This window comes from Acetobacter estunensis (assembly GCF_019083805.1).
Classification (GTDB): Bacteria; Pseudomonadota; Alphaproteobacteria; order Acetobacterales; family Acetobacteraceae; genus Acetobacter; species Acetobacter estunensis_A.
This window is the reverse complement of sequence record NZ_JAHRDV010000009.1, coordinates 1-21,952: the sequence shown is the minus strand read 5'-3', so window position 1 is coordinate 21,952 and position 21,952 is coordinate 1. Positions and strand designations below refer to the sequence as shown.

At 58.0% G+C, this 21,952-nt stretch carries 18 protein-coding genes; 9 read left to right on the top strand and 9 right to left on the bottom strand.

Going from position 1 to position 21,952, the window contains the following annotated elements:
- Positions 1–28: 28 nt before the first annotated feature.
- The 3 genes from KUA11_RS11665 to KUA11_RS11655 are packed head-to-tail and all read right to left on the bottom strand — an operon-like array spanning position 29 to position 4,554.
- On the bottom strand, positions 29–1,615 hold the full coding sequence (locus KUA11_RS11665; protein ID WP_217410470.1) for a GMC family oxidoreductase: 1,587 nt from the start codon (positions 1,613–1,615) through the stop codon (positions 29–31).
- A 28-nt stretch (positions 1,616–1,643) separates the two neighbouring features.
- On the bottom strand, positions 1,644–3,614 hold the full coding sequence (locus KUA11_RS11660) for an ABC transporter permease (protein ID WP_217410469.1): 1,971 nt from the start codon (positions 3,612–3,614) through the stop codon (positions 1,644–1,646).
- A gap of 7 nt (positions 3,615–3,621) precedes the next feature.
- Positions 3,622–4,554: an ABC transporter substrate-binding protein gene (locus tag KUA11_RS11655; protein WP_217410468.1), complete on the bottom strand. Its 933-nt coding sequence runs from the start codon at positions 4,552–4,554 to the stop codon at positions 3,622–3,624.
- 875 nt (positions 4,555–5,429) lie between these two features.
- On the opposite strand from KUA11_RS11655, the gene KUA11_RS11650 reads away from it, so the two are divergent.
- From KUA11_RS11650 to KUA11_RS11630, 5 genes are all read left to right on the top strand, one after another.
- Positions 5,430–6,290, top strand: a complete 861-nt coding sequence (locus KUA11_RS11650) for a LysR family transcriptional regulator (RefSeq protein WP_217410467.1) — start codon at positions 5,430–5,432, stop codon at positions 6,288–6,290.
- Positions 6,291–6,431: 141 nt separating this feature from the next.
- Positions 6,432–7,889, top strand: coding sequence for a carbohydrate porin (locus tag KUA11_RS11645; protein WP_368041008.1), 1,458 nt, complete (start codon positions 6,432–6,434; stop codon positions 7,887–7,889).
- 44 nt (positions 7,890–7,933) lie between these two features.
- Positions 7,934–9,151 carry an oxalate/formate MFS antiporter gene (gene oxlT, locus KUA11_RS11640; protein ID WP_217410465.1) on the top strand — a complete coding sequence of 406 codons (1,218 nt, stop codon included), beginning with the start codon at positions 7,934–7,936 and terminating at the stop codon, positions 9,149–9,151.
- Positions 9,148–10,107, top strand: coding sequence for a bile acid:sodium symporter family protein (locus KUA11_RS11635; RefSeq protein WP_408744196.1), 960 nt, complete (start codon positions 9,148–9,150; stop codon positions 10,105–10,107). Before oxlT ends, KUA11_RS11635 begins: the two co-directional genes overlap by 4 nt.
- The gene (locus tag KUA11_RS11630) at positions 10,107–11,699 is read left to right on the top strand and encodes a gamma-glutamyltransferase family protein (protein ID WP_217410464.1); all 1,593 of its coding nucleotides are present in this window, start codon (positions 10,107–10,109) and stop codon (positions 11,697–11,699) included. The genes KUA11_RS11635 and KUA11_RS11630 overlap by 1 nt, the downstream gene beginning before the upstream one ends.
- Before the next feature lie 136 nt (positions 11,700–11,835).
- Here the strand turns inward: KUA11_RS11630 and KUA11_RS11625 are convergent, their stop codons facing one another.
- From KUA11_RS11625 to cysQ, 4 genes are all read right to left on the bottom strand, one after another.
- Positions 11,836–13,272: an FAD-binding oxidoreductase gene (locus KUA11_RS11625; RefSeq protein WP_217410463.1), complete on the bottom strand. Its 1,437-nt coding sequence runs from the start codon at positions 13,270–13,272 to the stop codon at positions 11,836–11,838.
- A 36-nt stretch (positions 13,273–13,308) separates the two neighbouring features.
- Positions 13,309–13,854 (bottom strand): hypothetical protein, encoded by a 546-nt coding sequence (locus tag KUA11_RS11620; protein WP_166315792.1) that lies wholly within the window; start codon positions 13,852–13,854, stop codon positions 13,309–13,311.
- Positions 13,851–14,858, bottom strand: a complete 1,008-nt coding sequence (locus KUA11_RS11615) for an L-threonylcarbamoyladenylate synthase (RefSeq protein ID WP_217410462.1) — start codon at positions 14,856–14,858, stop codon at positions 13,851–13,853. Before KUA11_RS11615 ends, KUA11_RS11620 begins: the two co-directional genes overlap by 4 nt.
- A 67-nt stretch (positions 14,859–14,925) precedes the next feature.
- Positions 14,926–15,723 carry a 3'(2'),5'-bisphosphate nucleotidase CysQ gene (cysQ, locus tag KUA11_RS11610; protein ID WP_408744195.1) on the bottom strand — a complete coding sequence of 266 codons (798 nt, stop codon included), beginning with the start codon at positions 15,721–15,723 and terminating at the stop codon, positions 14,926–14,928.
- 187 nt (positions 15,724–15,910) lie between these two features.
- Between cysQ and KUA11_RS11605 the strand changes: the two genes are divergently transcribed.
- From KUA11_RS11605 to KUA11_RS11595, 3 genes are all read left to right on the top strand, one after another.
- Positions 15,911–17,374, top strand: coding sequence for a leucyl aminopeptidase (locus tag KUA11_RS11605; RefSeq protein WP_217410461.1), 1,464 nt, complete (start codon positions 15,911–15,913; stop codon positions 17,372–17,374).
- A gap of 21 nt (positions 17,375–17,395) precedes the next feature.
- Complete coding sequence (locus KUA11_RS11600) at positions 17,396–17,842, top strand: DNA polymerase III subunit chi (protein WP_217410460.1); 447 nt, start codon at positions 17,396–17,398, stop codon at positions 17,840–17,842.
- A 170-nt stretch (positions 17,843–18,012) separates the two neighbouring features.
- The gene (locus KUA11_RS11595) at positions 18,013–18,867 is read left to right on the top strand and encodes an aldo/keto reductase (RefSeq protein ID WP_217410459.1); all 855 of its coding nucleotides are present in this window, start codon (positions 18,013–18,015) and stop codon (positions 18,865–18,867) included.
- A gap of 57 nt (positions 18,868–18,924) precedes the next feature.
- Here the strand turns inward: KUA11_RS11595 and KUA11_RS11590 are convergent, their stop codons facing one another.
- Both KUA11_RS11590 and KUA11_RS11585 read right to left on the bottom strand, forming a co-directional pair.
- Positions 18,925–19,323 carry a YidB family protein gene (locus tag KUA11_RS11590; protein WP_217410458.1) on the bottom strand — a complete coding sequence of 133 codons (399 nt, stop codon included), beginning with the start codon at positions 19,321–19,323 and terminating at the stop codon, positions 18,925–18,927.
- Positions 19,324–19,473: 150 nt separating this feature from the next.
- Positions 19,474–20,118, bottom strand: coding sequence for a TetR/AcrR family transcriptional regulator (locus KUA11_RS11585; protein WP_217410457.1), 645 nt, complete (start codon positions 20,116–20,118; stop codon positions 19,474–19,476).
- 154 nt (positions 20,119–20,272) lie between these two features.
- Here KUA11_RS11585 and KUA11_RS11580 point away from each other — a divergent pair, with 154 nt between their 5' ends.
- Entirely contained in the window at positions 20,273–21,766 is a 1,494-nt protein-coding gene (locus tag KUA11_RS11580) for an efflux transporter outer membrane subunit (protein WP_368041007.1), read from the top strand.
- The last annotated feature ends 186 nt before the right edge of the window (positions 21,767–21,952 follow it).

Below are 21,952 nucleotides of genomic sequence, written 5' to 3'. Positions count from 1 at the left end.
GTCAGCTTCAGGTACATGCGACATCGTCTCAGCCTCTCTTGCGAATGAAGTCGGCACCGCGTTCCGCAATCATGATGGCCGGAGCATTAGTGTTGCCGTTAATGAGTCGTGGCATGACCGAGGCGTCAACGACACGCACGCCTTCCACGCCTTGTACCTTTAGATCGGGTGTGACGACCGCAGCAGAATCACTGCCCATGCGGCAACTTCCCACCGGATGATAGACCGTCTCGGCCTCTGCCCGAATGAAGGAATCGATTTCGGCGTCTGTGACATGCCCATCATGCAAGGTAATCGCACTACCACGCACACTATCGAATACTGAGCCAGAAAGAATATCACGGGTTTTTCTGACGGCATTGCGGAGAATGTCGATATCCCCCGGGGCGGAGAGGTAGTTCGCCGCGATTTTGGGATGCTTCAGCGGGTCATCGCTGGATATCGTGACGGTGCCACGGCTCTCGGGATACGCATGGTTGATATAGACGGTCATACCGTGTTCGCTCGGCCATCCGCTATCATGACTGGTGACCAGAGCCGGTGTAAGATGAAGCTGGATGTCGGGGTATTTCTGATCGTCCGCACTTCGGAAAAATGCACCGGTTGACAGAGGAGCCTCTGCCGCCACCCCCTTGCGCCCAAGCGCATAATGAAGCGTTGCTTTCATCGCGGCCATCGGCTGGAGCCATTTGTAATGGCTAATCGGTGCAGTAATTTGCGACATCAGACACACACACAGATGATCCTGCATGTTTTTTCCGACCTCGGGACTGTCCACCATGACGGGAATATCGAGACCACGAAGCACATCAGCTGGGCCAATGCCTGAAAGCTGTAGAATCTGTGGAGAATTGATGGTGCCGCCAGAGAGAATGATCTCTCCCTCACAGTAAGTTCTGACAATATCCTGTCCCCGCACATATTCCACACCCACGGCCCGATGTCCGGTCCACAGGATACGGTTCACTGTTGCCCCGGTGATAACCGTGAGATTGGGACGTTTACGTGCGCGTTTCAGAAAGGCCGTTGCCGTGCTCCAGCGGCGCCCCTTCCATACGGTGGCGTCAAAATCACCAAAACCGTTCTGATCGGCGGCATTGAAATCTTCGTTATAAGGATATCCTGCCTGCAGACCGGCTTCGATGAAAAGATCGCACAGTTCGGAGGTCCTCACACCCCGTGTGACATGCAGGGGCCCTTGGGCACCATGATATCGACTTGCCCCGCGCACGTTGCTCTCACTCTTGCGAAAATATGGGAGCACATCTTCGTAACTCCATCCTGTCGCACCGAGCTGTTCCCACGCGTCGTAATCACCGGCATTTCCTCGCGTGTATACCATGCCGTTGATGGCGCTGCTGCCACCGAGCACCTTGCCTCGTGGCCAGAACAGCCGCCGGCCGTTTAGTTCCGCTTCGGGCTCCGTATAATATCCCCAGTTCAAAGAGGCCCGTGGTGCCACGGCTGGAAGAGCTGCCGGTATGTGAATCAGCGGATGAGCGTCACGGGGGCCTGCCTCAAGAAGCAGTACGCTTATGGTCGGGTCCTCGCTCAGTCGCGCAGCCAGTACACATCCAGCCGATCCAGCTCCAACGACAATATATGTGTGAGTCATTCGTCCGTTCCATCTTCTGGATGCATGATTACTGTGACTGGCGGCCCGCAAATCCACCAATGATCTGGTTGGCGATCAGTGAAAGGCTGGCGACGGCAAGTCCTGCAGTCAGCCCCTGACCGGCATCAACCCGTGACAACGCATTGACGGTTTCACGACCGAGATCACGTGTGCCAATCAATGCCGTTACGACAAGCATTGCCAGCGCCATGTTCACGGCGAAATTGATACCCAGAAGGATATGCGAGCGTGCCATGGGCAGTTCGACCTTGCGCAACATCTGCCACTCCGTCATGCCAAGCTGACGTCCCGCTTCCTGCAATGAGAGTGGCACTTCACGGATGCCCAAAGCTGTGAAACGGATGACCGGACACATGGCAAACACCACGACCGCGACAAAGGCTGAAAAATCACCGGAGCCAAAGAACATGATCACCGGTATCAGATAGACAAAGGCAGGAAGCGTCTGCAGAAGATCGCAAAGAGTCAGGATGAAACGTCCCCACCGTGGGTGTCGCCCTGCCACGATGCCTACCGGGAGCCCGATGAGTGCTGCCATAATCACCGAAATCAGGCACAGATAAACCGTCATCATTGTGGGCTTCCACATCCCGACAGCCGCTGGGAATGTGGCCAGAGCCGCCACCAGCAGCATCCCGCGCCAGCCCCGCGCGCAGTAGCCCAGAAACGCAAGAAACAGCACCACGCCACTCCAAGTGAGCGTCTGCATTTCATCGCGCAGCGGCATGAGCATATGAATCAGAAGCCAAGCCTTGATGTCATCTGTGAGCCAGAACAGGTTGACGTTGATCCACTCAACAGCGTTATCGACCACATTGCCTGAGGAGAAACGCCAGCTATTGGGAAAATGCACGAGCGCAGCTTCATGAAAACTGACAAGAGTAGGGACAAGTAGGAGCAGAGCCGCCACTCCCAAATCGCGCCATCCCGTACCGCGAGTACTTGCCACTGGGTGTGATGCACAGAAGCGGTCGAGCAGAATGGCCAGAATGGTGACACCGAGACCAGCTTCCAGCCCACGCCCGATGTTGAGTTGCCGCAAAGCAATCAGGATATTGTATCCCAATCCCGCCGTTCCCACGAGCGATGCGAGCACCGTGCAAGAAAAGGACAACATGATGACCTGATTCACGCCGGTCAGCAGATCCTGGCGTGCGGAAGGCACAAGAATGAGGAACAGCCGCTGTCCGAAGCGACACCCCATTGAATCGGATACTTCGCCGAACTCGGTCTCTGCTCGTGTCAGTCCGGAAACCGTTGTGCGCGCCATGATGGGCACAGTGAAGATGACGGTCGCCAGAATGGCGGTGGCGGATCCAAGGCCAAAAAATCCAACAAGTGGGACGAGATAGGCAAAAATCGGGATTGTCTGTAGCTGGTCAAGCATCAGGAGAGTTGTGGCCTGCATGCGCTTTTGGCGCCACAAAAGCACACCAATGCCAAATCCAAGCACAATTCCGAATGGCACTGCGACACCTAGCAGGGCAAGTGTCTGCATGGCGCTTTGCCACAGCCCCAATCCCAGAAGATAAAGAACAGTCATTAGGCTGAGGGTGGCCAGCGCGCCTCCGCCACGCCGCCATCCGAGCCAGACGGTCGCCAGCGATACGCCCAGCCACGATAGCGGTGGCGCTACCACCACCTTCGTGGCCCCACCTCCGCGTGACACGCCATCAACAAGAATCTCTTCCAGAAGATTGGCTGGCCAAGCAATGAATGAGGCAAAAGCACGTGTCGCATCCTTGACGGTGACACCTGCAAAAACATGACATCGCGCCAGCCTGTCCAACCCGCTGCCGATGGCTGTTGCCAGAGGAATCACGGCTTCATGCGGCCATGCCACCAGCCAGTGCGGGAGCATATTCCCCGCATTCGCACACAACGCTACGATCAGCAGCAGAAGCGCCGGAAGGACCACAAGACCGCCATTCCACCGGCCAGTGGCGGCTGGTTCTATTGAAATCATAAATCCGGACATCGTGAATTCACTTCAGCCAGGTTGTCCACCTGTCCTTGTTGTGATCCATCCACTCGGTTACGACGGCATCGGACGTCTTGCCATCAAGGCTGATTTCCTCAAGCGCCTGCCCATACTCATGGTTATTCAGAGACATGGCCTTGAAAATTTTGTAGGCACCGGGCCATTTTGCACTCGCGCCGTTATAAGCCAGCTTGAGGATCGGGCCTTTGGGCTTCTCGCACGCGAAACTACCGCTTTCGATACACTCCTTGGTGTAGGGCGGAAGCTCCACATACTCTCCTTTGAACGCCACAGGTGCCCAGTGGGGTTCATATAGCCATGCCAGAATAGGCTGATGGCGCTGAACAGCCGCTTTCACCTCTGCCAGCAGTGCTGCTTCAGAACCCGCGTGTACGACTTCGAAATTCAGGCCGAGATTCTCGACACGCTTTTCATCGTTGCCGCCCCAATCCTCCGGATAAACCAGAAGACGTCCCTTGGAACCTGTTTCTGGGGTAGCAAACAGAGCGGCGCAGGCATTAAGTGCCTTATAGGATGGAAGGCCGGGACATTTTTCCTTGACGTAGAGCGGGTACCAGTAACGGTCCATGCCGACAAGACCGCTCTCACCTACTTCCGTTACCTTCTTTTCGGTCAGAAGTTTTTCGATTTCAGGATGACTGGTGGTCCACGCCTCAGGCTGGAAAGTGATATCTCCGTTTTCCAGCGCTGTATTTACAGAACTAGCGTCAATAGTAATAATCTTAGTGCTGTAACCGGCTGCCTGCAGCAATCGTGAAAGCAACAAAGCACTGAATTCGCTACCAGCCCAGTCATGTTGAGCAATTGTGATTGTATCGTTGGATTCCGCTGCCGCCATGGCGACTGAGGTCGTTACGGGTAGACAGGCTACGAGAGCGGCCTTCAGAAGACGCCCACCCCAGATACGTGAAGCCATGCCTCTCTCCTCCATCGCAATTAGATTCGGTATCGCAACGATATGAATATGCGCTCACTCCAAGCGCTCTGTGTATCTTATCATACAGAGAGCCCGATCATTCAGGTTAAGCATAATTGTTTTTTTTGACCTTTTGGTTTCGTTTATCTGAGCGTGTGGATGATCTTGCTACAAAAGAGACGGCAATTTGAATGTGAGTTTTTGCCAAAATGCATAATCTCGAATTATTTTCAGATTTTGGTATAAATAAGAAATATTGATCTGATGTTTTTGATAACTTGGGTATGGCGCTGTGGCATCATAATCTATGCGAACTATCCGCCTATATTTGGTATGCACCCCGTTATGACATTGCGTAGCGTAAGATAGTCAATGGCTTGCCACGGGGCAAAATGAATTTTGCGGCCACAACCTAAGCGGCGAGATACCGTAGCACGTTGATAATTTCACGGAAGTCTGTTGTTCGTTTCTGATTTCACCGTTTTCTGGACATGGCAGGAGACTATACGCCCCTTCTGACGATTCACTATGCGAATTCTCCAGAAGGGCTGCCACGTCAGACATTACACATGACTCTATGAAGACAAAGTGATTGGAAAAAACGATAATCTGACACCCTACGGAAAAATAAAAACATGATCCAAACGGTGTGGTGAGGATAATTGGCAACCTGATTGTTCGACGACTGATAAAATATTTTTCTTAAAAATATCCATTAATAAACAATATATTGTGATTTTTTGTGTAATAAATCACGTCGATTTTTGACGGCTTGGGATAAATTTTTCGGCTGCGAATCGCATTATTTTTCTTGACGGACTCGTGACGGTTCCGAACCAATCGTTTTGTCGGATGACAGTAACGGAGTTATTTGATTGCGCGATAAATCGGATCTGGATCTGCAACACCTCAGGTCGTTCCTTGCCGTCGCGGAAACATTGCATTTCACGTCCGCGGCACACCGGCGTGGCATAAGCCAGTCGACCATAAGTCAGCACATCAATCGTCTGGAAGAGACGCTGGATGTCAGTCTGCTGTCGCGCTCCACCAAGGTGGTTGAGCTGACTCAGGCGGGTCAGACGCTCATTTCTCTGGCCCGGGATATTCTTCAGCAGCAAGACCATATATTTGAACTCTCCACGACACTCGATCGACCACAACACATCCGTATCGGGTTGACGGAAGATCTTGTGCTTTCGGAATTTCCTCGTGTTCTACGTAATTTCCGCAAACAGAATCCAAAGACAAAAATCAGTCAAACGATCGCTCTAAGTCATCAACTGCGTAACGAACTCAACAAAGGTGAAATAGACCTGATGTTCGGGATGCAGGGCCCCAACGAAGGGCATGGTGTTCCGTTATGGCAGGAAAAATTGTCCTGGTATGCGTATCCAGAGGAAAAGCTTGTAGATGAAGCTTCCATTCCGTTGGTAGTTTTTCCTGAAGGAAGCGTGACGCGCCGCATCGCGATTGAAACCCTCAATCGGTATAAATTGCGTTGGCATATAGCATTTTGCAGTGAGAGTCTTGGAGCTCTGCTTGCGGCTGTAAAAGCTGGATATGGCTGCACACTGCAACCCGCATTTCTCAAACGAAGTGTCCTGACCGAACCGGTTTTTTTGCCCGCCTTGCCCGAAGCGCCGTCCGTCAACTTCGTGGCGTTTAACGACCGCCCAGAATTCAGTGCGCCTGAACAGCAACTGATCGATGGGGCGAAGGCCATCTTTCCCGCTTGATCTTCATTTCTCCTTCTGAAAACGGACAGACCTATGAACCCGATCGCATCTGAAAAACGCACGAATCGTTTCGGAACAGCAATGATACCGCTCGGTTTCATACTGGCTGCTTTTCCTGAAGTCGCGTCCGCGGCCTCTGCCGTGACCGATAATACTCTTGTTGTGCATGGCAAATCGGGGCAGGAAGCGCGGGCGCGATCCATGACCGATCCGTCCGTACCCGCCTACGTGCCCACAAACAGTACACCGGCCGGCATTCCGTCGCCACCTTCTGCAAACAGTGCGCACTCCATTGGAAAACAACCTTATCTGTTCTCGATGCAGGTCAAGCCGATCGTATCTGCCGGAAAGTTTCTGGGAGATCACGGCATCTATTTTACGGGCTGGAATGTCGCACAATATTCGGGCGTGCCGGCAGGCGGCATCGACCACGGGTCGTTTTTCAACAATTTCGCAGGTGTCGGAATTGATCTGGATATGCAGCGCATCGCCAGTATCCCGGGAGCCAAGATCCACTTTCTAGCCGATGAAGTGGCAGGAAACGGCAGAGCTGGTGGCGATACGGGATCGAGTTGGGGCTTCGTGTCCTATTATGGCAATCATAATGGATTTCAGGTGCGTGAATTCACATGGGATCAGGCCCTTTTCAATAATCATTTGTTTGTTCTCGCCGGTCGTTCCATGCCCAAAGGCGGCGAATTCGATGGTTCCGAACTTTACTGCATGTTTCCGAGCTTTTTGTGCTCGGTGCCAACCACACTGACCATCAATGGTTCGATGCCCTCTTTTGTCACATCGTCCTGGGGCACTCGCCTTCTCTACAAGCCAACGTCGAAAACCTACATCAAGACGGGTATTTGGGAAGCCGAACCGTGGCTGAAATCTTCCAATCATAACAGTTGGCCCGGTCCGGACTGGGGGTTCGACAAGGCTGAAGGCGAATACATCCCAACGGAAGTCGGGTATCGTACCAATTTTACCAATGACAAGTATCCGCGTGCCTATGATCTCGGTTTTGTCTATGACACGGCGGCGTATTCCGATCCATTATACAATACACTTGGACAATCACGCCCTCTTCACGGCGGCACAGCCATGACGCGGCGCGGGCGCACACAGCTGTATCTGCAAGCGCAGCAGATGATCTGGAAGCCGGAGGAAAATGGAACGCGCGGTCTGATCGTGTTTGCCGCAGCCAACCTCATGACATCCGGAGATGCCGCAGTAAAAGATGGGTTTGTTGCGGGTCTGTTCGATTGGGGACCGTTTGCCTCCCGGCCGCGCGACTATATCGGGTTCGTCAGCCAGACATTGATATGGGATCGGCGTCAGGTGCACGCCATGGACGACACGATGGCAGCGCATGGGCACCACAACCAATGGGCTGCGCAGGAAACGATGATGGAACTGAACTACGGCCTCAATGTTGCGCCGGGCGTCATGTTCGTTCCCTACATTGAATACATCTGGAACCCGGATCAGCTCGGTCGAAAGACCATCATTCCCAATGTAAACACCGCCATACAGGCCGGACTCAGTGTGAATGTGCAGTTCAGTCCCGCTTTCGGCATTCCTACACTTCAGCGTGTGCGGAACTGAACCACGCGCCAGTTGAAAATACCTCTTTCTGCAAGGACAGATTCATGAGCAACACCAGATGGCATCAGATGATGGCCGGACTGGCCTGTATGGCGGCCATATCGTCTCCTCAATATGTCTGGACCCTTTTCACACCGATGCTGAAAGCCGATTTTGGAGCCAGTGGAGCGGCGTTGCAGGTTACGTTCTCGTTGCTGATCGTCTTGCAGACATTGTTTTCGCCCATTCAGGGGTGGATCGGACGGTATGTGGCGGCACGTACGCTAATCATGGCCGGTGTGGTGCTGACGGGCTTGAGCTGGATTGTGACAGCTCATGTCTACAGCTTGAACATGCTTTACCTGAGCTACGGTGTATTGGGAGGTGTTGGAACCGGCACGGTCTATGTCGGTGTGGTGTCTTTGCTTATGCAGTGGTTTCCTCAGCGACGTGGCATGGCCGCCGGGGCTGCTGCGGCTGGTTATGGCATGGGGGCCATGCTGACCACTTTTCCCATTTCGCACACGCTCGCCGCGTCGGGGTGGCGCGATACAATGAGCCTGTTCGGTGCGGTTATCATTGTGATGGGGCTTCTCGCGGCCTGGTTTCTCAAGGTTCCATCTTCTGCCGTCTCGGTTGATAGGTCCGGACTGGGTGAAGCGGGGTATTCAACGTCGTTTGTCGTGAAAACGCCTCTCTTCTGGTTAATGTTTTTCATGATGGCGACAATGGCGACCTCAGGACTGATGGTGACCTCTCAACTCGCGCAGATCGCTCTCGATTTCAACGTCGCGCATCTGACCATTCTTGGAATGGCGGCGCTTCCACTCGCCATGACGCTTGATCGTGTCGCCAACGGTCTGACGCGTCCACTGTTCGGGTGGGTTTCGGATCACCTTGGGCGTGAACGGACAATGGCATTTGCTTTCACGCTTGAAGCCGTGGCGCTCACCTGTTGGCTCGCGCTGGCGCATCATCCCGTGGCGTTCGTGCTTTTATCTGGCGTTGTCTTTCTGGGTTGGGGAGAAATCTTCTCTCTTTTTCCTGCAACACTCACGGACACATTCGGCACAAAGGATGCATCGCGCAATTATGGACTTTTGTATATGGCGCAAGGTGTAGGCGCCGTGTTCGGCGGACCACTGGCGGCATGGATGCATCAGACGAGCAGCAGTTGGTATCCGGTCTTTGCCTGTGCGATCGGCGGTGATCTTCTGACGGCACTTCTGGCTATTGTGGTTCTGCGACCCATGCGGCGGCGCTTCATGACGAGCAGGGGATGATGCGAAGCCCCGATCCTTTTCTGACAGCACTCATTGGAGCTGTTCTTCTCGCAACGGCGTTTCCTGTCAAAGGGTCTGCAACCGAATTTCTTGGTCATGTCACAAACATTCTGATCATGGCCATGTTTTTCATGCAGGGTATAAGGCTTGAGAGACGAGCTGTTGTGGAGAACATTCGGAACTGGAAGCTCCAGGGATTGGTGCTGCTCTGTTCGTTCGTTCTGTTTCCTTTGATCGGCATGGGGCTACACGCATTCATGCCGGAAATTCTCGATGATGCGACGTGGCAGGGTGTCCTGTTCCTGTGTTGTCTACCCTCGACGGTACAGTCCTCGATCGCATTGACATCCATCGCGGGAGGTAATGTTGCGGCGTCGATCTGTGCTGCGACCCTTTCGAATATCGCCGGTATTTTTCTAACTCCTGTTCTGGTCGCACTGGTTTTGCATAAGCAGGGCGTTTGGTCCGCCAATTCAGTGATGGATATCGCCTCACAGTTGCTGCTGCCGTTTCTGGCAGGACAACTCTTGCAACCCATGCTTCATGCATGGGCACATCGGCGCAAGAAGATCATTTCCATCTTGGATCGTTCTTCCATTCTGTTGGTGGTCTACACTGCGTTCAGCCACGCTGTAGTGATGGGGATCTGGTCACGTTTTTCCGCTCGTGAACTGCTCCTGCTGGCTCTTGTCGATATGGGAATACTTCTGAGTGTGCTCGGGATCAGCTGGGGAGCAAGTCGCCTGTGCGGATTTTCTTCACGGGATGAAGTGGCGATTGTCCTGTGCGGATCGAAGAAGTCCCTCGCATCCGGGATTCCTATGGCCAATGTCATCTTTCCCGATGGGATCGCCGGTTTCGTTGTTCTTCCTCTGATTCTGTACCACCAGATTCAACTCTTTCTCTGCACACTGATTGCCCGCCGTTATCGCCGGAAACACGAGTCAGGTTCCTGATGTTGCATACATTTCGTTCATTGCGCGGCATGGTGACATCGCCGCATCATCTGGCGAGTCTGGCCGGGCTGGACATTCTCAAGGACGGTGGCACCGCAATTGAGGCGACGGTGGGTATGGCGGCGGCCTTGTCCGCAGTTTATCCGCACATGACCGGTTTGGGGGGCGATGCTTTCTGGCTGATCTCATGGCCCGATGGGCGAACGCAGGTGATCGATGCCTGCGGTGTCGCTGCTCAAGGTGCCACACGTGAACTGTATTTATTGCAAGGCCTTACCGATATTCCATGGCGGGGTGGTCTTGCCGCCAACAGTATGGCAGGCACGGTCTCGGGGTGGAAACTGGCACTCGAACAGAGTGCACGGTTGCAGCCCAATCTCTCTCTGGAACGTCTGCTTCGCGATGCTGAGCATTATGCCTCATCTGGTTATGCCGTGTCGGAGAGTGAGGGGAGTTTGCTCAACGAGAAACTGGAGGAACTTTCGGACGATGCCGCTTTTCTGAAAGCTTATTCGGATGAAAATAGGCAGGTTGCCGCAGGGGACATTCGTTACAACCCGGCGTTGGGACAGACATTGCGGAAACTTGCCCGAAATGGCTTGGAGTCTTTCTATACCGGAGACGTGTCGCGTGTGCTGGCGGCAGATCTGGAGCGTGCCGGGAGTCCTTTACGACCAGAGGATTTCTCCCGGCATCGGGCGCTTTTATGTCGGCCTCTGCATACTGCAATACGGGGAGCGCATCTCTACAATACACCGCCACCCACACAAGGCGTGGCATCGCTTGCCATTCTCAAACTCTTTGACCATCTGCGCGCAGATGAGGTTGATGGCTACGAGCATGTGCATGGTCTGGTGGAAGCGACCAAGAAAGCTTTCATATTTCGGAATCGCCATGTGGGCGATCCGGCCTGGATGACACAGTCGGCACAGAACTTTCTCGATAACAGTGCCGAAATCAGCCGTCTCGTGGCTGGGATCGACATGCATCGCGCCATGCCATGGAATGCCCGTTCCCAGATGGGCGATACGACATGGATGGGGGCCATCGATTCGTCAGGTATGGCCGTCAGTATGATCCAGAGTCTGTATTTCGAGTTCGGATCGGGGGTTTTCCTGCCGGAGACGGGAATCGTCTGGCAGAATCGTGGTTCATCGTTTCGTCTGGAAGAAGGCGGGTGGAATGCTCTGGAGCCGGGACGCCGACCCTTCCACACTTTGAACCCGGCACTGGCCCGCTTTAGTGACGGTCGAACCATGGTGTACGGAACGATGGGCGGGGAAGGACAGCCTCAGACTCAGGCGACAATTTTCACACGATATGCTCGTTATGGGGTTCCGCTGCAGCAGGCTGTAACGGCGCCGCGTTGGCTTTTGGGGCGGACATGGGGAGAAGAAAGCTCTTCACTCAAAATGGAAGAGGGCTTCAATCCTGTTGTGTTGGAGCGGTTAAGAGAAGCTGGCCACGATGTGGAAATCGTCCCGGCGTTTTCCTCCATGATGGGGCATGCCGGTGCCTTGGTCAGGCATCCGGACGGCCTCATTGAAGGCGCGTCCGATCCCCGTAGCGATGGCGTGGCCTCTGGTTTCTGATGCTTGCTTTTGTTCGGGGATATTCTCGCATTGGCGCCGGGTTGAGAATATTTCCGGTGCAGGCAGTCAAGCCATGCAGGCTTGCTTGAGTCTCGGCAGGGACGACGCCGTTTCCAGCGCGTCCCTGAAAACCTGTTCAGGAGGCTGGGAAGATTTTCCCCGGATTCATGATGTTCTTCGGGTCCACCGCGTTCTTGATGCGGTGCATCATGTCCAGTTCCGCGCCACCGCGCCATGACGGCATCATGTAGGTCTTGAGCTGGCCCACGCCGTGCTCGGCGGAGAAAGAGCCACCCAGTTCGCGCACGATGTTGGCGACCGTATCCATCATCTCATGATCGCGGGCGAGGAAGGCGTTGCCGTCCATGCCTTCGGGCTGAACCAGATTGAAGTGGATGTTGCCGTCACCGATATGACCGAACGGCGCGACACGGATGCCGGGAATGAGTTTCTCGCACGCAGCGGTCGCGCGGTCGAGGAAGGTCGGGATGGCCGACAGTGGCACGGAGACGTCATTCTTGACGGATGCACCGGCGCGTTTCTGCGCCTCCGCGTGTTCTTCACGCAGCTTCCACAGGGCAAGCCGCTGCGCCTCGCTCTCGGCCAGCACGGCGTCGCTCACCAGCCCGTCTTCGAATGCCTTGCCCAGCACCTCTTCCATCAATTCGCGTAGGGCATCGCCTCCGCGCGGGCTGGCCAGTTCCACCAGCACATAGGCCGGAGCAGGTTCGGAGAGTGGAAGGGCGGCCTCAGGAATGAGCGTGTTGACCAGATTCATGCTCAGCCCGGACATGAATTCGAACGCCTGAATGGCGCTTGGCTCGGTGTTGCGGAAGGCCGCGAACAGGGCGAGCGCGGTTTTGGCGTCGGCCACGGCGCACAGCGCGGCCTCAATGGATTTCGGCTTGGGCTGGAGTTGGAGAATGGCGGTCGTAATGAGACCGAGCGTGCCTTCGGAGCCAACAAAAAGCTGACGCAGCGCGTAGCCGGTGTTGTCCTTGCGCAGCCGGCGCATCAGGTTGAGCACCTGTCCATCGGGCAGGACCGCTTCCAGACCCAGCACCAGTTCGCGGGCATTGCCGTAGCGGACGGTGTTGTTGCCGCCCGCGTTGGTGGCCAGCACACCGCCGATCTCGGCCGAGCCTTCGGACGAGATGGACAGCGGCAGCATCAGCCCCGCATTGGTGGCGGCATCCTGCGCGGCTTTCAGCGTCACGCCCGCTTCCACGACCATGGTGTTATCGATGGGATCGATCTCGCGCACACGATTCATGCGGCTGGTGACAAGCACCAGCGCGTGCCCTGTCGCGTCCGGCGTGGCCCCGCCCACCATGCTTGTGTTGCCACCCTGTGGGACGACCGGCACGCCATGCTCGGCGCACAGGCGCACGACTTCGGCGCAGGTCTGCGTGTTGGCCGGGCGGGCAACGGCGCAGGCGCGCCCATGGAAAAGATTGCGCCAGTCCGTGAGGTAGGGCGCCATGTCGGATGAGGCCGTCAGCAGGCCGCCGGAACCGAGCACTTTTTCAAGAGCGTCATGCAACGAAGCGGGGAGGGAGCCTGTGGCGGTCATGGTGACGTTCCGGTCTGTCGGGAGAATGAAAAAGGCTCAGTGAGCCAGATAATGGGCATTGGAAGGTGCCGGAGGGGCGGGAAGGAGTGAGTGAAACAGCTCCGTTCCGGCCACGCCCGCGATGCAGCCCACTACGAAGGCCAGTCCGATGAGGCTGTAACGCGGTGTGCTTGCGGCTTGTGCCGCGATGAGATTGCTCTGTGTCTCAGCGCGCGCCTGCTGGGTCAGGAACAGTTCCGCTTTCAATGCCGCATTGGCGGCCCGGACGTTGCGCAGTTCCAGATCGAGCCGCGTCATGCCTTCCGTCAGTTCCCGCACGCGCTGGCGTTCCTGCTGCACATCGGCGCTGCTGGCGCGCGAGGTGCGGCTGCGGGTGGATGAGGACGAGGCGCGCGATTTCGGCGGATTGGGCGCGATGGCGGTGAACAGGTTCTTCAGCGCCCCGCCCGTCACCTTGTTACGCTGGGCGCGGGCACGCAGCGCGGTCAGGGCCGTCTCGGACTGTCCCGGCTGATCTTCGAGCACCAGCGCCAGAATGTCGGAGAGGATCTTGAGTTCCTTGGGATCGAGCGTGTCGCTCATGCGACGGGGCACTCCTGTGCGGAGGGTGGTGAGGTAACGGGACGCGGTGCTGCGGCACGGGTGAGACGGTCACGAATGGCAGCGCCCAGTCCCTGCTGAGGGATAGGCTGAACCGCGATACCGCGCAGGCCCAGACGCGTTCCTTCATGGTCCAGATGACGCAGACCTGCGAACAGCCGGGCCGCCGCCTCATCCAGAGCCTGCCGTTCACTCAGATTCCACACGAGAGGAGAGCCGGTCAGCGGTGCGCCGAACGCCAGCAATGCCTCTCCATCTTCCACGGATGTGGCGTTCAGTCGCACGGGAAGGGTCGGTGCGTAGTGGGAGGACAGCATGCCCGGTGCAACGGGTGTGGCGGAAGCGAGAGGAGCCGAGCGCTCCACGGGGCCGATCAACGCTTCGATGTCTTCCACCGTGACGCCACCGGGGCGAAGCAGGCGGGGTTTTTCGCCGGAAAGATCCAGCACCGTGCTCTCCACCCCTACCGGGCATGGGCCGCTGTCGAGCACTGCGTCGATGCGTCCGTCGAGCCCGTCGAGCACGTGAGCGGCGGTCGATGGGCTGACGGCCCCTGAAGGATTGGCTGAAGGGGCTGCAATGGGGCGTCCGACCGCACGCAGGAGCGCGAGTGCGCTCTGACATGCGGGCACGCGCACGGCGGCGGTGGGCAGACCTGCTGTCGCAAGGTCACAGATCTCGCCGCGCGGACTGCGGGGCAGAACAAGAGTGAGCGGGCCGGGCCAGAACCGCTCGGCCAGCTTCTGCGCGCGAGAGTCCGCCGTGACCTGCGTGAAAGCCGCCTCCGCATCGGGGAAATGGCTGATGAGTGGGTTGAAGCGGGGGCGACCTTTTGCCTCGAATATACGGGCGACGGCCAGTGAATCCGTGGCGTCCGCTCCAAGGCCGTACACTGTCTCTGTGCCGAACGCGACAAGACCGCCCGTGCGCAGGATTTGGGCTGCGCGGGCCAGTCCGTGGTCAGTAGGGGTGAGGCGTTCGGTCATGCGGCTCCTGTCACAGGATGCGCTTACCACGGATGAGCATCCGATCACAGATTCGATGAAAATCCGGTCATGTGGCGTCGCCGAGATCGCCGATGCACACGAAATGCGGGTTTTTCCATCCTACCTTACCATAGCGCAAGGGACCGCTGCCATCGAGACACAGTACCTCTCCCCCCGCGGCTTCCACGATGGCCTGCGGGGCGGCTGTGTCCCATTCCATCGTTGGGCCAAGGCGGGGATAGAAATCCGCCGCGCCTTCGGCCACGCGCACGAACTTCACGGCCGAGCCGATATTGCCCAGCGAGGCCACGCGGCGCTGTCCAAGGAAACGCGCCAGTTCCGGGGCGTCGCCATGGTGTCGCGATGCCAGCACACTCAGTCCTTCGGCGGGTGCCTTGCGGACGTGGATGTCGTGCGTGCCCTGCGCGTCATAGCGTTTGGCGCCCAGGCCCATGCCGCCCGTGTAGAACTGGTCATAGGCGGGGAGCGCCATTGCGCCCAGCACGGCGCGGTGATCGCGCACGAGTCCGATATTGACGGTGAAATCGTCGCGGTTGGCCGCGAACTCCCGTGTGCCATCCAGCGGGTCCACCAGCCAGTAGGTATGTCCGGCTTCCGTGACGATGCCTGCGGCCACTTCTTCCTCGGCAATCACGGGGATGTGCGGCGCGACCGCACGCAGGCCCGAGAGGATATGCCGTTCTGCCGCCTGATCGGCTTCGGTGACGGGAGAGCGGTCGGATTTCGTGGTGGTGACGAAGCCCTTGGCGCGGATGTCATTGATGATTACGGCGGCCTCGCGCGCAAGGCGCAGAGCGAGGGCGAGCAGATCGGTGTCGGAGGGGAGGGGCGTGTCGGACATCATGCGAGTATCTCTTACCCGACGGGGATGAAGGTGCAATTTAATATCGTGACCGGTCCGTGGAGGAGGTGCCCTGCGTGACATGCAGACGCGCCGGTTGCCAACGCTTCCGCCCGCCGTTACGCCTTGGGCATCATGGAGGAGGCGGCCTGTCCGTTCTCCGTTTTCCTGCCAGAAACGAGGCCTCATCGTGACCGAGATCAGCTTCTCCGACCTTGCACTTCCTTCCGACGGCGCTCTGGCCCTTCCCGAGTTCACCGATTCCGATCGTTCAACGTTTTTCAAAGCCGCGGACGACGCCACGAATGGCGCGCTGTCCCGCGCGGTGGAAGCGGCTTCCTTCACCTTCCGCAAAGGCACGACCTGTGTGGTGCTGGCGCCGGGTGCGGGATTGGACCGTGTGGTGCTCGTGGGTCTCGGTCCGAAAGCGGATGTGACAGAGACCGTCGCTGAGCAGGTGGGTGGTGTCGCGGCGCAGGCCATGACCATGCACACAAAAGCTGCGATTTCGACAGCGGCGCTGGACGGTGCGCTTGCGGCCCATCTGGCGCTCGGCGCGTCACTCGGCCTTTACCGTTTTGATCGCTATCGCACGACGGAAAAGAAGGAGGATTTGCCCAAGCTGAGCGCTCTTTCCGTTCTCGTGGCGGATGTTGCGGCCACGAAGACGGTCTGGGCCGGTCTGGAGCCGGTGGCCAAAGGCGTGACGCTCACACGCGATCTGGTGACCGAGCCAGCCAATGTGCTCACACCGGCGGAATTCGCCAATCGTGCCGAGAAGCTGCGTGATCTGGGCGTCGAGGTCGAGGTGTTCGATCGCGCTGCGATGGAAAAGCTCGGTTTCGGTGCGTTGCTGGGTGTGGCGCAGGGCAGCGTGAACGAGCCGCGTATGGTGGTGATGCGCTGGAACGGCGCGGGCGATGAGTCCGCGCCTCTGGCCTTCGTCGGCAAGGGCGTGACGTTCGATTCCGGTGGCATCTCCATCAAGCCGGCCGCTGGCATGGAAGACATGAAGTGGGACATGGCCGGTGCGGGCGTGGTGACCGGCCTGATGGCGGCTCTCGCGGGGCGTAAGGCAAAGGTCAACGCGGTCGGGCTGATCGGTGTGGTGGAGAACATGGTCTCCGGCACGGCGCAGCGTCCGGGCGATGTGGTGAAGAGCGCGTCGGGTCAGACCATCGAGGTATTGAATACGGACGCGGAGGGGCGTCTCGTACTGGCGGATGTGCTGTGGTATGCCCGTGATCGCTTCGCGCCCCGCCTGATGGTCGATCTGGCCACGCTGACGGGGGCAATCATCGTGGGGCTCGGCCATGAGAATGCGGGTCTGTTCTCCAACGACGACACGCTGGCTGCCGATCTGACGAAGGCTGGGGCTATCACAGGTGAGACCCTTTGGCGCATGCCGATGGGTGAGGCTTACGATAAGCTGCTCCGCTCCGATATTGCCGACATGAAAAACATCGGTGGCCGTCCGGGCGGCTCCATTACGGCGGCGCAGTTCCTCAAGCGCTTTGTGGGCGAGACGCCTTGGGCGCATCTCGATATTGCGGGTGTGGCGTGGGCAGCAAAGCCGAAGACCGGCGCACCGAAGGGCGCTACGGGTTTTGGCGTGCGTCTGCTCGACCGGTTCGTGCGTCAGCACGAGGGCTGATCGGGCAACGAGGCTGGCGACGTGGCCGATGTCGGTTTTTATCATCTGACTCGCACCGGCGCGGACGAGGCGCTGCCGGTGCTGTTGGGCCGCACGCTGGATGCGGGAAAACGCGCTGTCGTGCGGTGCGCGACGCCGGAAGACGCCGCGGCGCTTGATGACGCCCTATGGGCGGTGTCCGAGCCGGTGTGGCTGCCGCATGCGGCCACAGGCGGCGCATATCCCGAGCGCCAGCCCATTTGGGTCACGGCGGAGGGAGATGTGCCCAACGGAGCGACGTTCCTGTTTCTTGCTGGGATCACGGACATGCCCAAGGTCGAAGGGTTCGAGCGTGTGTTCGATCTATTCGATGGACGCGACGAAGAGGCCGTTGCGGCGGCACGGCTGCGTTGGACGGCGCTGAAAGAGGCTGGCCACACACTTACGTATTGGAAACAGGAACCCAAGGGTTGGGTGCGGGCGCGTTAGTTAACATGCCAATCGGGGCCTTTGGAAACCGATCTCTTCTTGCGGGCGACGACTGTGTTGGATCGCTTCCATTCTCATCTGCAACCCCGTCATGAACGGATGACGACGTCACTCCACGGAACCTTATGGGGTCATCGCGCTTGAAACCTTCGATAACAGGAGGACGAACAATGGCGGGGAACGTCAGGCTACGTAACGGCGTCGAAGTGCCGGCATTGGGAATGGGCACCTGGAACATGGGAGACGAGCCCGACCGTCGTGCCGCAGAGGTGGAAAGCCTGCGCATGGGGTTGGATCTCGGACTGAACGTGATCGACACAGCCGAAATGTATGGCAGTGGTCGTTCGGAAAGCGTGGTGGGGGAGGCGATCGCAGGCCGTCGAGACGAGGTGTTTCTTGTCACGAAAGTGTTGCCCTCGAATGCTTCGCGCAAAGACGTGCCCAAGAGCTGCCGTCGTTCGCTGGAGCGTCTGAAAACGGATCATATCGACCTCTATCTTCTGCACTGGCGTGGATCGGTGCCTTTGCAGGAAACGGTCGAAGCGTTTGAGAAGCTGCGCGACGAAGGGCTGATCGGAAACTGGGGTGTGTCCAACTTCGATGTCGATGATATGCAGGAACTGGAGGGTGTAACGGGCGGCGATGGCTGTCTTGCCAATCAGATCCTTTACAGTCTCGATCATCGGGGTGTGGAGTTCGATCTGCTCGAGGCGGACCGCAGGCAAGACATTGCCACCATGGCGTATTCGCCATTGGGACAGGGGGGTCTTTTGCTGCGCAACGATACGCTTGCGGCCATTGCCGAAGAACACAAGACGTCCCTCGGTCAGGCCACGCCCGCACAGGTGGCGCTGGCGTGGGTGCTGCGCCAACCCGGTCTGATCGCTATCCCCAAGGCGGGAAGTGTGGCGCATCTGCGCCAGAACGTGGCGGCACGCGAAATTGAGCTCACGGCGGACAATCTGGAGGCTCTCGATCGCGCGTTTCCGCCACCAACGCGGCATGTGGCGCTGGAAATGATCTGAAGGAATACCGGATGGCGCCGTCATGGGCCATCCGGCGTGCCTGCCAATGAGACGTTGTCAGGTGGTTTTGGCTTCTGCGTCTTGCCGCTCGCGCAGAGCGTTGCGATAGACGATGCCGGGGATGACTTCGGCCAGACCGTTGACTGTGGCCGTCTGCGAAAGTCCGGTTTCGCGTGCGAACTCCTCGATCTTGTCCGGCGAAATGAGAATGCGGACGACCCGCTCGGTGGTTGGGCCGCTTGGTATGGCGTCGCGCCAGCTTTGCAGAAGATCGTCCAGACCTTCCTCGTGCGCCCGTCGCCTTACTTCCGGAATGCCGGGGGCGCCCTGTTTGCCCATGTACTGGCTGACGGTTGTGGCCAGTCCTGAATTGTCACGATGCGCCCATGTAAAAAAGTCCGCAACGGTGTTCATGGGCTCGGGCAGATTGTCTTGAGTGCGGGTTCTGTTGGTCATGACACCCTCCTGTGCGACAGGCGGTGATGAAATCAGCGGGACTTCGGCTGTGTGTGAAATCTGCGCGATGCCCGTGATCGCGCCTGTCTTGTGAAAGGTCAACGTATCGAAACCGGTCCGGTTCGGTGCGTTCCCTACATGGAGAAAATTTCAGCTTACGCCATAAAATTTCAGGAACATGCCGGCGGTGGAGGTTGCAATCTTCTCGCGGTCCGCCGGTGTGGTGGAAACAGGAAGTTGCAGGCGTCGGCGTATGACGATGCGCGTCTGGCACAGGGCGAAAAACTGTTCCGCCGCGAAACGTGGATCGCTCACGTTCATCTCGCCCCGCTGCGTGCACTCTTCGAGCCATGTGGCGAAGGTGCTGATGCCCGGCTCCGGTCCGCTGTCCCACAAGGTCTGGGCAAGATGGGGAAAATGCTCCGCTTCCGAGACCACGATGCGGTAGAGCGCGAGGTTGGAGGGCGCAGTCAGCACGGAAATGATGGTGCGGGCGACGCCTTCGAGCGTTTCGCGTGGGGAGAGATTGTCCTGCACCGGTTGGAAGACCATGCGCAGATTCTGACAGGTCTTCTGCTTGACGTGCGCGGCGAAAAGGGCGGCCTTGCCATCGAAATGATTATAGAGCGTGCCTTTGGACACACCGGCGCGCCGCGCAATCTGCGACATGCTGGCGCCCTCATAGCCATGCTCGGTAAAGATCGCATCCGCTCCGGCAAGAATCTGGGCCTGCTTGGAGGAGGTGTCATCCGGGCCGATGGCGTCGGAAGAAGGGGTGGAAAGCGATCTGGTCATCTGTCCTGATTGACGGTGCGGGGAAAGCCGATAGGTTTGCATGCTGACCGAACGGGTCGGTCAGCGTCAAGATATGGAGTCTGCAAAGGGTCCATGCGCTGTGTGACGCTGCGCCCGTTATGTGGGGTCTGATTGTGGTGGGGAACGGGTCACGGTGTGTGCGGCAAAGTCTAAATGGGTTCTGACGGGGGTTCTCGTCGCGGTGTCCGGATGCGCGGTGGGGCCGAATTTCAAGCAGCCCGATACGCGGATGCCGTCCAACTGGAAGGCGGAGTCTTTCAAGACGGTCGCGGAGAGCCAGACCGTGCCGGACGCTCCGGATGTTGAGTGGTGGAACGTCTTTCATGATCCGGAACTGGTGTCGCTGGAAAAGCGGCTGGCGTCGCGTAACCTTGATGTCCAGAAAGCTGCCGCACAACTGGCGGAAAGCCGCGCACAGCTGAGAATGGCGGGCGCTGAGCGATTCCCGGCGCTGAGCGCGACCGGGTCTTACGCACGCTATCAGGCCAGTTCGCGGATGCTTCAGCGCATCGTTCACAACATTGGTCGCAGCACAGGTGGCCCCATCGGGGAGCAACTGGAAGCCGCCGGTTCGGATGCCACCATTCCTTTGCTCGATCGCTGGCGTGATGGTGTGGACGCGACGTGGGAACTGGATCTGTGGGGGCGTGTGCGCAGGCAATATGAAGCGGCGCAGGCTTACATGGACCAGAGCCGGGAAGAGGAACGCGGGCTGCTGATCGCGCGTGAGGGCGATCTGGCGCGCGATTACATGACCTTGCGTGGCTCGCAGGAAGATCTGCGGGTTCTGAAGGCGAACCGCGAGGATGCGGCGCGCATGCTGGAGCTGACTTCCGCGCGGTATCGCAGCGGACTGGTGAGCGAGACGGATGTGGAGGAGGCGCGGTCTCAGCTTGAGTCGATCGATGCGCAGATTCCTCAGCTCGAAAAGCAGATCACACTCCAGATCAACGCTATCAGTCTACTCATGGGAGAACCCCCGGGCAGTCTGACAGCGGAATTGACGACGCTGATGCGGATTCCCCCTGTCCCGCCGCGTGTTCCTGTCGGTGTGCCGTCAGAACTGGCCGAGCGACGCCCGGACATTCGTGCGGCCAGCGCCTCGCTTCATGCGGCTACGGCCGAGGTGGGGCAGGCGATTGCGGACTTTTATCCGCGTGTGACCATCGACGCATCGTTTGGGATGCAGTCCTTTTCCTTTCGTGATCTGGGCTTCTGGAACGCTCGGGCCTGGAATGTCGGACCGACCATTTCGATACCGATCTTTCAGGGCGGTCGCCTGACGGGGCAGCTTGAGTTGAAGAAGTCGTCTCAGAAGGCAGCGGCGATCGAATACCGCAAGACGGTGCTATCGGCGTGGAAGGACGTGGACGATGCGCTGACATCCTTCGGGGCGGACCAGACGCGCCGGGACGCGCTTGTTCAGCAGGTTGAGACGAACCGTCGGGCTTATGTGCTGGCTTCCGAGCGGTATCGGCATGGGATGACGGCTTTCCTGTCGGTTCTGGATGCAGAGCGGCGAGTCCTGCAGTCCGAACTGGATCTGGCGGACATGACGACGGGAGTCTCGTCGGATGTGGTGCGTCTTTATGGCGCGTTGGGCGGAGGCTGGGAGGTCTCTCTGTGACATTTCCTGTTTGAAATCAGTTGTTTGCATATTTTTTGTGGTTTTTGATTTTTTAGGTGTTGACGTTTTTTGAGGTATCGCCGTATAAGCCGCTCACCGAAGCGGACGGGGGGTTGCACTTCCCGGGGCGCTGAGGCAGAATGGTTGGCTCCGGTTTCTTCTGGGGCGTTGTTCTTTGACAACTGA